This is a genomic window from Reyranella sp. (assembly GCF_017305915.1).
Classification (GTDB): Bacteria; Pseudomonadota; Alphaproteobacteria; order Reyranellales; family Reyranellaceae; genus Reyranella.
This window is the reverse complement of sequence record NZ_JAFKJN010000039.1, coordinates 48,510-59,406: the sequence shown is the minus strand read 5'-3', so window position 1 is coordinate 59,406 and position 10,897 is coordinate 48,510. Positions and strand designations below refer to the sequence as shown.

The following is a 10,897-nucleotide window of genomic DNA, read 5'->3' as shown; positions in this document are numbered from 1 at the left end:
ACATAGGCCGACAGCGGCACCTTCTCGCTGACCGTCGGCGTCTCGTAGGTGAGGGTCGGCTGGAAGGCGACCTGGCGCTGGGTCTGCGAAATGCCGCGATACGAATAGTCGGTGATGAAAGCGGCCCCTGCCGTGAACGTTCCTCCGAACGGCGCCTTCCACACAGGCTTGTCTTCTTCCGCCTGGGCAACGGTCGCACAAAAAGCGAGCAGACCGGCGAGTGCGGCAATCTTCCTGAGCATTGGTATGGTCCCCAATTTTGCTTGTTGCATCTCCGGTAAATGCACAAGCAATGCGTGTGCCATCGGAATTCACACCGAATTGGGGGGATTGGCACGGTGCTTGCTCCGCGACGGACGGGCCGATTCACGCGGCTTCAGTTCCAAGGGGCGAGATCAAATGAAAATGGTCATGGCGATCTTCAAGCCATTCAAGCTGGACGACGTGCGCGACGCGCTGACCGCGCTCGGCATCCAGGGCTTGACGGTCAGTGAAGTGAAGGGCTTTGGCCGCCAGAAGGGCCAGACCGAGATCTATCGCGGTGCGGAGTACGCCGTGAGCTTCCTGCCCAAGGTGAAGATCGAGGTCGTCGTCGACGACGCCCTCGTCGATCGCGCGGTCGAGACGATCTCCAAGTCGGCCGGCACGGGGAAGATCGGCGACGGCAAGATCTTCGTCTATGGCATCGACCAGGCGATCCGCATCCGCACCGGCGAGTCCGGCGTCGAAGCGCTGTAACGCCCAATATCCAAGCAGAGACTCGAAGAGGTACCAATGATCCGCAAGTTCCGCGATTTCGCGACCGGCCTTGGGGTGGCCGGCGCTGCCTTCCTGCCGATGGCGGCATGGGCGGCCGACGAGAAGCCCAAGCTCGACACTGGCGACACCGCCTGGATGCTGACCTCGACCGCGCTGGTCCTGATGATGACCATTCCGGGCCTGGCGCTGTTCTACGGCGGGATGGTGCGCAAGAAGAACGTGCTCGCCACGGTGATGCAGAGCTTCGCTGTCACCTGCCTCGTCACCATCCTCTGGATGGTCGTGACCTACAGCCTCGCCTTCACGCCGGGCAGCGCGGTGATCGGCGGGTACAGCCGCGTCTTCCTCGCGGGGCTGGCGCTCGATTCGGTGCACGATCTCGCCAAGACGATTCCCGAATCGGTCTTCATGTGCTTTCAGATGACCTTCGCCATCATCACGCCGGCACTGATCGCCGGCGCCTTCGCCGAGCGCATGAAGTTCTCGGCCATGATGTGGTTCATGGGCCTGTGGACCGTCGTGGTCTACGCGCCGATCGCCCACTGGGTGTGGGGCGGCGGCTTCCTCGGCGACTGGGGCGTGCTCGACTATGCGGGCGGCACGGTGGTGCACATCAATGCCGGCGTCGCCGGCCTGATCTGCGCGCTGGTCCTCGGCAAGCGCAAGGGCCTCGGCCACGACAACATGGCGCCGCACAACCTGGTCTACTCGGTGATCGGCGCCTCGCTGCTGTGGGTCGGCTGGTTCGGCTTCAACGCCGGCTCCGCGGTGTCGGCCGGCACCAATGCCGGCATGGCCATGGCAGTGACGCAGATCGCCACCGCGGCGGCGGCGCTCGCCTGGATGTTCGCCGAGTGGATCACCCGCGGCAAGCCCTCGGTGCTCGGCATCGTCTCCGGCGCGGTCGCCGGCCTGGTTGCGATCACCCCGGCCTCGGGCTTCGTCAACCCGACCGGCGCGCTGGTCATCGGCCTGGTCGCCGGCGTGATCTGCTTCTGGGGCGCCACCGGCCTCAAGCATGCCCTGGGCTACGACGACTCGCTCGACGCCTTCGGCGTGCACGGCATCGGCGGCTTTGCCGGCGCGATCCTGACCGGCGTGTTCGCGGTCGAGGCGATCGGCGGCGACGGCAAGAAGGGCCTGATCGACGGCAATGCCGGCCAGGTCCTGACCCAGCTTTGGGGCTGCCTGGTCTGCATCGCGTGGTGCGCGATCGCGACCTTCGTCATCCTCAAGCTCGTCGACATCGTCGTCGGCCTGCGCGTCACCGCCGAGGAGGAAGTCGAGGGCCTCGACATCAATCTCCACGGCGAGACGGTTCACTAAGCGGGGCAATAAGAGGGCCAGCCTTCCTCCCCTGGCTCGTGACCTTGGCCCGGCGGCCTTCCGCCGGGCCATTTTCTTTGGCCTTTCGCCGGAGCCTGACTTAGTGTGCAGCCATCGAGGAGCAATTCCATGAAGCTGGTGTCCGCCATCATCAAGCCGTTCAAGCTCGACGAGGTGCGTGATTCGCTGACCGGCGTGGGCGTCTCCGGCCTGACCGTCAGCGAGGTCAAGGGCTTCGGCCGCCAGAAGGGCCAGACCGAGATCTATCGTGGCGCCGAGTACCTGGTGAGCTTCCTGCCCAAGGTGAAGATCGAGATCGTGGTCGACGACAGCCAGGTCGAGCGCGCCGTCGAGGCCATCCAGAAGGCCGCCCACACCGGCAAGATCGGCGACGGCAAGATCTTCGTCACCCCGGTCGAGCAGGCGCTGCGCATCCGCACCGGCGAGACGGGCTCGAACGCCCTCTAGGACGATTTCGGCCCCCGTTTGATCCACACGGCAGGCGCTACGCGCCCCCGTTGGGCTGGGCTATAATTTTACAAAGATACGGGGGACAAATGCCGAAGTCGGGGGTGCGCCGTGTGGCGCCGTTTGCGTTCGCGTTCCTGCTGACGACGGCGGCATCGGCCGCCGACAAGCCCACCATCGATACCGGCGACACCGCCTGGCTGCTGATCGCTACGGCGCTGGTGCTGATGATGAACATCCCCGGCCTGGCGCTGTTCTACGCCGGCATGGTGCGCAAGAAGAACGTGCTGGCGACGTCGGTGCAGGCCTTCGCCGTGGCGGCGCTGGTGACCGTGCTGTGGTTCGCCTTCGGCTATTCGCTCGCCTACACCGACGGCGGCGGGCTCAACGGCGTGATCGGCACGCTCGGCCGCGCCTTCGGCACGGGGCTCGGCGGCAGCACGCATGCGCTGGCCAAGACAGTCCCCGAGAACGTCTTCCTGATGTACCAGGCGACCTTCGCCATCATCACGCCGGCCATCATCGCCGGCGCCTTCGCCGAGCGCATGAAGTTCTCGGCGATGATGTGGTTCATGGCGCTGTGGCTGATCTTCGTCTACGTGCCGGTGGCGCACTGGGTGTGGGGCGGCGGCTTCCTCGGCCAGGCCGGCGTGCTCGACTTCGCGGGCGGCCTGGTGGTGCATCTCAATGCCGGCATCGCGGGCCTGGTCTGTGCGCTGGTGCTCGGCAAGCGGCTGGGCTACGGCCACGAATACATGGCGCCGCACGACCTGGTGCTGACCCTGGTCGGCACCTCGCTGCTGTGGGTCGGCTGGTTCGGCTTCAATGCCGGCTCGGCGCTCGCCTCGGGCGAGCTCGCGGGCTACGCCATGCTCAACACCCACATCTCCGCCGCGGTGGCGGCGCTGGTCTGGATGTCGATCGAATGGTCGAGCCGCGGCAAGCCTTCGGTGCTCGGCATCCTGTCGGGCGCGGTGGCGGGGCTCGGCACCATCACCCCGGCATCGGGCTTCGTCGAGCCGTGGGCGGCGATGGTGATCGGCCTGATGGCCGGCGCGGTCTGCTACTGGGCGTCGGTGATCCTGAAGACGCGGCTGGGCTACGACGATTCGCTCGACGTGTTCGGCGTACACGGCGTCGGCGGCATCCTGGGCACGATCCTGACCGGCGTGTTCGCCACAAAGCTGATCAACGATGTGAACAAGGGACAGGCAGTCGGCCTGGTCGATGGCCATGGCGGGCAGGTGCTGACCCAGCTCTACGGCGTGCTGGCGATCGGCGTGTTCTCGGCTGCGGTGACCTGGATCATCCTCAAGATCGTCGATGTCATGATCGGGCTGCGCGTCACGCGCGACGAGGAGACCGAGGGCCTCGACACGGCGCTGCACGGCGAAAGGGTGCAATAGCGCGCGCAACAACGCCCTGCAGGCCAAGGGCGAGTTCGCCCGGTCGATCGCCGACTACGACGGGGCGCCGCGGATCGATCCGCAGTTCGTCGCCTCCCATGTCAGCCGCTGCTGATCGGAAGTGGCGCTCGACAAGCTCGAACCGGCGGTCGCCGACTGTACCGAGGCGCTCAGGCTGCGCCCCAACTTCACCAATGCCTTCAACGGCCGGGGGGTGGCGCGGCGCCGGGCCGGCGACGGTGCCCGCGGCGACGCCGACGTCGCCCGCGCCCAGCAGCTCGAGCCCGGCGTCGCCGCCCGGTTCCGGCACTACGGGCGCCTCGACCTGTGAAGAGTGCGGTCTATTGCTTTGTTGTGATTGACTTATTTGTCCCTTAAGATGTGTATCAGCCGCGCTGCCTGGACCCCCTCCCGGCGGCTTCAAGGTGCTGTCCGGCCGTGTGGGCCCAACGGAAGGCATAAATGTTCAATCCGCGTCTCACCGAGACGTTGACCGATTTCCCGTTCGCGCGGTTGAACACGCTCCTGGCGCCGATCACCCCGCCGGCGAACCTCGCGATGATCAACATGTCGGTCGGCGAGCCGCAGGGCGCGATGCCCGCCTTCGCCCGCCAGATCGTCAACGACGAGATCGACGGCTGGAACCGCTACCCCCCCAATGCCGGCCTGCCCGAGCTCAACGAGGCGATGTGCGCCTGGCTGACCCGCCGCTACAAGCTGCCGGCCGGCCTGCTCGATGCCAATCGCCACGTCCATCCGACCGCGGGCAGCAAGGAAGGCGTCTACATCATCTCGACGGTGGCGACGCCGCAGACCAAGAACGGCCAGAAGCCGGTCGTGGCGCTGCCCAACCCGTTCTACCAGGCCTATCTCGGCGGCGCGGTGCTGTCGGGCGCCGAGCCGCTGCTGGTCAACGCGCCGCAATCCAACGGCTTCCTGCCCGACTACGACGCGATCGACGAGGCGACGTGGCAGCGGATCACCGTTGTCTATCTCTGCTCGCCGGCCAATCCGCAGGGTGCGATCGCGAGCAAGGCCTACCTGCAGAACCTGCTGCGCCTCTGCCGCAAGCACGACGCCGTGCTGGCGGTCGACGAGTGCTATGCCGAGATCTACACCGGCGAGCCGCCGCCCGGCGCACTCGAGGCGGCGCTGGAGATCGACGACACGGGCGGCCAGGATCCGTTCCGCAACCTCACGGTCTTCCATTCGCTCAGCAAACGCTCGAACGCCGCCGGCCTGCGCGCAGGCTTCGTCGCCGGCGATCCCAGGCTGGTCGCGATGGTGCTGCGCTGGCGGACCTACGGCGGGCCGCAGATCCCCTTCGCCGTCCAGAAGGCGGCGGCCGCCCTGTGGCGCGAGGAGACGCATCCGCTCGCCACGCGCGACTGGTACGCCAAGAACTTCAAGATCGCCGAGCAGATCCTGCACAACCGCTTCGGCTACTACACGCCGGGCGGCGGCTTCTTCCTGTGGCTCGATGTCGGCAACGGCGAGGAGGCGACCTGCAAGCTGTGGCGCGACGCCCACGTGAAGGTGCTGCCGGGCAGCTATGCCTGCCGCGAGACCGACGGCATCAACACCGCCGAGCGCTACATCCGGGTGGCGCTGGTGCATGACGAGAAGACCACGCGGGAAGGCCTCAGCCGCCTCGCTGCGGTGCTCTAGATGGCGAACCTCGGGATCGCCGGCTCTCACAAGACGACGATCCTGCCGGAAGGCGGGCGCGACTTCCTGCGCCGCCGCCTGATGGAGCTGGTCGGCGTGGCGATCTCGGCGGTCGGCATGATGATGCTGATGGCGATCTTCACCTTCAGCACCGCCGATCCTTCGCTCAACCACGCCACCGGCAATGCGCCCAACAACCTGCTCGGCCTGCCGGGCGCGTACGTTTCCGACGTGCTGCTGCAGACCTTCGGCCTCGCCATCGTGCTGGTGCCGGTGGCGCTGATCACCTGGGGCGTGCGCATGCTGCGTACCCATCATCTCGGCTTCTTCGGGCTGCGGCTCTCGCTGCTGCTGACCGCGCTCTTGATGATGAGCGTCGCCTGCGTCGGCCTGGGCGACGTCGGCGGTGCGGCGACCCATACCGGCCCGGGCGGTCTCGTGGGCCTGGCGCTGGTCGGCCGCTTCCGCGAGATCGTGCTGACCCATTCCAGCGGCGGCAGCCTGGCGCTGATCGAGCCGGTGTGCGCCGCGCTCGCCTTCATCGCCATGGCGCCGGCGCTGGGCATGAACCGGACCGACCTGCCGCTGATCTTCCGCATCCTGCGCGCACCGTTCGTCTGGAGCGGCTGGCTGTTCCGCGCCGGCGTCGGCCTGTGGCGCGGCCGGCCGCAGCCGTTCGACGAAAGCGAGCCGCCGGCGCCGGAGTTCGGCTATGCCGAGATTCCGGGCGAGATCGACGCCAGCCAGTACGATCCCGCGCGTTTCGAGACCACCCGCTTCGAGCAGATCCCGATCGAAGGCGCGCCGTTGCCGCCGCGCGATTCGCTGATGGTCGACGCGCCCAACGCGCCGATCGAGCGGCCGACGCCCGACATCCCGCCGGCGCCCGCGCCCTTGCATCCGGCCGGGCCGCCGCCTGCCGATTGGAGGGCCGATCTGGCGGTCGATCGGGCGGCCGATCCGGTGGCCGAGCGCACCCTGTTCGATCGCCTCGCCGGCGGCATGCGCATCGAGCCGATCCTCGGCCGCCTGCGCCCGTCGGCACCGCCGCCCGCCGCTCAACTGCCGGAGGAGGTGGTCCGGACCGCATCGCCGCCGCTGGCGCCGATCGAGGAGCCCGAGGTCGAGGCCTTCGTCGAGGCCGAGGAGGGCGACGAGAATCCCTTCACGCCCGACGCGTTGCTCGCCGACCAGCCGGCGGCCGCCGCACCGGCGCCCGGAGTCAAGATCGTGCCGCGCAAGAACAGCGCGGCGCAGGGCAAGCGCGCCGCCAAGGGCGGCCAGCGCGAGCTCAATCTCGGCGGCAACGATTATCAGTTGCCGCCGCTCGACCTGCTGTCGCTGCCGTCGCGGGTCAAGAGCGAGCCCAAGATCGACGAGAGCGCGCTGGAGCAGAATGCGCGCCTGCTCGAGACCGTGCTCGAGGATTTCGGCGTCAAGGGCCAGATCGTGAAGGTGCGGCCCGGCCCGGTGGTCACGCTCTACGAGCTCGAGCCCGCGCCCGGCACCAAGGCGAGCCGCGTCATCGGCCTCGCCGACGACATCGCCCGCTCGATGAGCGCCGTGTCGGCGCGCGTGGCGACCGTGCCCGGCCGCAACGTGATCGGCATCGAGCTGCCCAACGCCAAGCGCGAGACGGTGTTCCTGCGCGAACTCTTGTCGACCAAGAACTACGAGGACAACCGGCTCGGCCTGCCGCTGGCGCTGGGCAAGGATATCGGCGGCGATCCGGTGATCGCCGACCTCGCGCGCATGCCGCATCTCCTGATCGGCGGCACCACCGGCTCGGGCAAGTCGGTGGCGGTCAACACCATGATCCTGTCGCTGCTCTACCGGCTGCCGCCGGACAAGTGCCGCTTCATCATGATCGATCCCAAGATGCTGGAGCTCAGCGTCTACCAGGACATCCCGCATCTCCTCACGCCCGTCGTCACCGAGCCGCGCAAGGCGATCGTCGCCTTGAAGTGGGTGGTGCGCGAGATGGAGGACCGCTATCGCGCCATGAGCGCCCAGGGCGTGCGCAACATCGCGGGCTACAACGACAAGCTCGGCGAGGCACGCAAGAAGGGCGTGCCGCTGATCCGCAAGGTGCAGACCGGCATCGATCCCGAGACCCGCCGGCCGACTTTCGAGGACGAGGAGATCGATCTCGACCCGCTGCCCTTCATCGTGGTGATCATCGACGAGATGGCCGACCTGATGCTGGTCGCCGGCAAGGAGATCGAGGCGGCCGTGCAGCGCCTGGCGCAGATGGCGCGCGCCGCCGGCATCCATGTCGTGATGGCGACGCAGCGGCCGTCGGTCGACGTCATCACCGGCACCATCAAGGCCAACTTCCCGACCCGCATCTCCTTCCAGGTCACGTCGAAGATCGACAGCCGCACCATCTTAGGGGAACAGGGCGGCGAGCAGCTCCTGGGCCAGGGCGACATGCTCTACATGGCCGGCGGCGGCAAGATCGCGCGCGTGCACGGGCCCTTCGTGTCGGACAGCGAGGTCGAGGAGGTCGTGCGGCACCTGCGGGCGCAGGGCGCGCCGGCCTACATCGAATCGGTCACCGACGATCCCGAGGGCGAGGAAGGCGGCGTCCCGGGCGAGGGCGGCGGCGAGGAGGGCGAGAGCGACCAGCTCTACGACCAGGCGATCGCCCTGGTGGCGCGCGAGCGCAAGTGCTCGACCAGCTTCATCCAGCGCTACCTGCAGATCGGCTACAACCGCGCCGCCCGCATCGTCGAGCGCATGGAGAAGGAGGGCGTGGTCACCGCCGCCAACCACGTCGGCAAGCGCGAGGTCCTCGCCCGCGACATCGACGACCGGACCCGATAACCCTCTGTCGTCCTGAGCGAAGCGAAGGACCTCATGCCGCGTCAATCGGAATACCGCGCATGAAGGAGCATCGATACTGGGTCTACATCATGACCAGCAGCTCGCTGAGCGCGATGTACATCGGTGTGACGAACGATCTCGGTCGACGAGTTACAGAGCATCGCCTGGGCAAAGGCAGCGAGTTCGTGAAGCAGTACAGGGTCACGAAGCTCGTCTATGCCGAAGAATTCGAGCAGATCGAAGAAGCAACCGCGCGAGAGAAGCAGCTCAAAGGTTGGAAGCGGATTCGTAAGAACGAGCTGGTCCGTGCGGCGAACCCGGAATGGAAGGAGCTCATGCCTACAATGGATCACGCGCCATGAGGTCCTTCGCTTCGCTCAGGACGACAGTTGTTCCTGCTTCCGGCAGATCTACTCCGGCTTGATGCCGAGGTCCTTGATCAGCCTGCCCCAGCGGGTCGTCTCGTTCTTGAAGAAGGCGGCGAAGGATTGCGGGCTGTCGCCGACGCCCTCGGCGCCGATCGCGACGAGCTGCTCCTTCACCTCGGGCTTGGCCAACACGCCCACCAGCGCGGCCTGCAGGCGGGTGACGATCTCGGCCGGCGTCCCCTTGGGGAAGAAGAAGCCGTTCCAGCCGATCATCTCGTAGTCGGGCACGCCGGCCTCGATCATGGTCGGCAGCTCGGGCTCGAGGCTGGAGCGCTGGCGGCTGGTGATGGCGAGCGCGCGCATCCTGCCCGAGCGCACGAACGGCATCGTACCCGGCATGTTCTCGATCATCATCGAGAGCTGGCCGGCCGCGAGGTCGGCGAGCGCTGGCGCGCCGCCCTTGTAGGGCACGTGGGTGATGTCGATCCCGGCCCGGGCCTTGAACTGCTCGGTGGCGAGGAACGGCGTGCTGCCGATGCCGCCCGAGCCGTAGTTGAGCTGGCCGGGCTTGGCCTTGGCTAGCGCCACCAGCTCGGCGACCGACCTCGCCGGCACCGAGGGATGGACGACCAGCAGCAGCGGGTTGATGGCGACGCTGCTCACCGGCGCGAAGTCGGCCAGCGCATCGAACGGCGTCTGGGCATAGAGGTAAGCGTTGACCGCCAGGAACGAGCTGCCCAGCAGCACCGTGTAGCCGTCGGGGGCGGCCTTGGCGACGATGTCGGCGCCGAGATTGCCGCCGGCGCCCGGCCGGTTGTCGATCACCATCTGCTGGCCGAGCGCGGTGCTGAGGTGCTGGCCGATCAGCCGCGCCAGGATGTCGGAGATGCCGGCGCCGGCCGAGAAGGGCACGACCAGCCGGACCGGCTTGTTGGGCCAGGCCTGGGCCGCCGCGCCGCCGGGCAGGGCAAGTGCTGCGGCCGCGGTCATCAGCGCGCGGCGGGAAAATGGTCGCGTCATCGGCAGGTCCTCGGAGCCCCTCTCGAGCAGCGAGAATGCCAGAGGCTGCTCGGCGTCGCATCGACCCCGGAAGATAACCGCGCTGCAATATGCAATTTTGGCGGGCCGCGGGGCGGACGCGCCTATCCACTTCTATCCACTGCGACTCATTTCTGTAACCGAACCGTCGCCTCGCTGCAGCGTGCAGCCGGTAGGCAGCGCAGGGGGCGCGTTTCCCGGGGTGTTGGCATGCTGCGGCTGGACGGCGTTGTGAAGAAGTTCGGCGACAAGCGCGCCGTCGACGGCATCTCGCTGGTGGTGCCGAAGGGCCAGATGGTCGGCGTGATCGGCCAGTCGGGCTCGGGCAAGTCGACCCTGCTGCGCATGATCAACCGGCTGAACGACCCCAGCGAAGGGCGCATCTTCTTCGAAGGCGCCGACGTCACCCGGCTCACGGGCCGCGAGCTGCGCCAATGGCGCGCCCGCTGCGCCATGATCTTCCAGCAGTTCAATCTGGCTGGCCGGCTGGACGTGCTGACCAACGTCATGATGGGCCGCGCCTTCCATGCGCCGCTGTGGCGCGCCCTGCTCAAGCTCTGGACCCATGACGAGAAGGCGATGGGCCTCTCGGCGCTCGAGGGCCTCGACATGGCCCGCCTCTCCGGCCAGCGCGCCGACACCCTGTCGGGCGGCCAGCAGCAGCGCGTGGCGATCGCGAGAGCGCTGATCCAGGAGCCCGAGATCATCCTCGCCGACGAGCCGATCGCCTCGCTCGACCCGCGCAACACTCAGGTGGTGATGGACGCGCTGCAGCACATCAACAGGCACTTCGGCATCACCGTGATGTGCAACCTCCATAGCCTCGATCTCGCGCGCAAGTACTGCGACCGCCTGGTCGGCCTCGCCGCCGGCCGGCTGGTGTTCGACGACGTGCCGGCCGCGCTCACAGACAGCGTGGCGCGCGACCTCTATGGCCTCGAATCGGGCGAGGTGCTCGGCCCCGAAAGCCGGCCCGACCTCGTGCCGGCGCCGGGCCTCGCCATCGCCAACTGACCCGTCAGCACAAGGAGAATTCGC

11 protein-coding genes are annotated in these 10,897 nt (G+C 67.7%); 9 read left to right on the top strand and 2 right to left on the bottom strand.

The window, feature by feature from the left end; genetic code table 11:
• A partial coding sequence (locus tag J0J01_RS30115) for a TorF family putative porin (RefSeq protein ID WP_296387325.1) occupies positions 1 to 305 on the bottom strand: 305 nt, incomplete at its 3' end.
• A 94-nt stretch (positions 306 to 399) separates the two neighbouring features.
• On the opposite strand from J0J01_RS30115, the gene J0J01_RS30110 reads away from it, so the two are divergent.
• The 8 genes from J0J01_RS30110 to J0J01_RS30075 all read left to right on the top strand — a co-directional run bounded on the left by J0J01_RS30110 (position 400) and on the right by J0J01_RS30075 (position 8,815).
• Complete coding sequence (locus tag J0J01_RS30110) at positions 400 to 738, top strand: P-II family nitrogen regulator (RefSeq protein WP_296387324.1); 339 nt, start codon at positions 400 to 402, stop codon at positions 736 to 738.
• A 99-nt stretch (positions 739 to 837) separates the two neighbouring features.
• Entirely contained in the window at positions 838 to 2,085 is a 1,248-nt protein-coding gene (locus tag J0J01_RS30105) for an ammonium transporter (protein ID WP_365738815.1), read from the top strand.
• A 129-nt stretch (positions 2,086 to 2,214) separates the two neighbouring features.
• Complete coding sequence (locus J0J01_RS30100; protein ID WP_296387323.1) at positions 2,215 to 2,553, top strand: P-II family nitrogen regulator; 339 nt, start codon at positions 2,215 to 2,217, stop codon at positions 2,551 to 2,553.
• An 89-nt stretch (positions 2,554 to 2,642) separates the two neighbouring features.
• On the top strand, positions 2,643 to 3,959 hold the full coding sequence (locus J0J01_RS30095; RefSeq protein WP_296387322.1) for an ammonium transporter: 1,317 nt from the start codon (positions 2,643 to 2,645) through the stop codon (positions 3,957 to 3,959).
• A gap of 121 nt (positions 3,960 to 4,080) precedes the next feature.
• Positions 4,081 to 4,290, top strand: coding sequence for a hypothetical protein (locus tag J0J01_RS30090; protein ID WP_296387321.1), 210 nt, complete (start codon positions 4,081 to 4,083; stop codon positions 4,288 to 4,290).
• A gap of 131 nt (positions 4,291 to 4,421) precedes the next feature.
• Positions 4,422 to 5,627 (top strand): aminotransferase class I/II-fold pyridoxal phosphate-dependent enzyme, encoded by a 1,206-nt coding sequence (locus J0J01_RS30085; protein ID WP_296387320.1) that lies wholly within the window; start codon positions 4,422 to 4,424, stop codon positions 5,625 to 5,627.
• Complete coding sequence (locus tag J0J01_RS30080) at positions 5,628 to 8,453, top strand: DNA translocase FtsK (protein ID WP_296387319.1); 2,826 nt, start codon at positions 5,628 to 5,630, stop codon at positions 8,451 to 8,453. It begins immediately after the preceding gene.
• A gap of 59 nt (positions 8,454 to 8,512) precedes the next feature.
• Positions 8,513 to 8,815: a GIY-YIG nuclease family protein gene (locus tag J0J01_RS30075; RefSeq protein WP_296387318.1), complete on the top strand. Its 303-nt coding sequence runs from the start codon at positions 8,513 to 8,515 to the stop codon at positions 8,813 to 8,815.
• A gap of 48 nt (positions 8,816 to 8,863) precedes the next feature.
• Here the strand turns inward: J0J01_RS30075 and J0J01_RS30070 are convergent, their stop codons facing one another.
• Positions 8,864 to 9,841, bottom strand: a complete 978-nt coding sequence (locus J0J01_RS30070; protein WP_296387317.1) for a tripartite tricarboxylate transporter substrate binding protein — start codon at positions 9,839 to 9,841, stop codon at positions 8,864 to 8,866.
• A 228-nt stretch (positions 9,842 to 10,069) separates the two neighbouring features.
• On the opposite strand from J0J01_RS30070, the gene phnC reads away from it, so the two are divergent.
• Positions 10,070 to 10,873, top strand: a complete 804-nt coding sequence (gene phnC / locus J0J01_RS30065) for a phosphonate ABC transporter ATP-binding protein (protein WP_296387316.1) — start codon at positions 10,070 to 10,072, stop codon at positions 10,871 to 10,873.
• Positions 10,874 to 10,897: the final 24 nt, after the last annotated feature.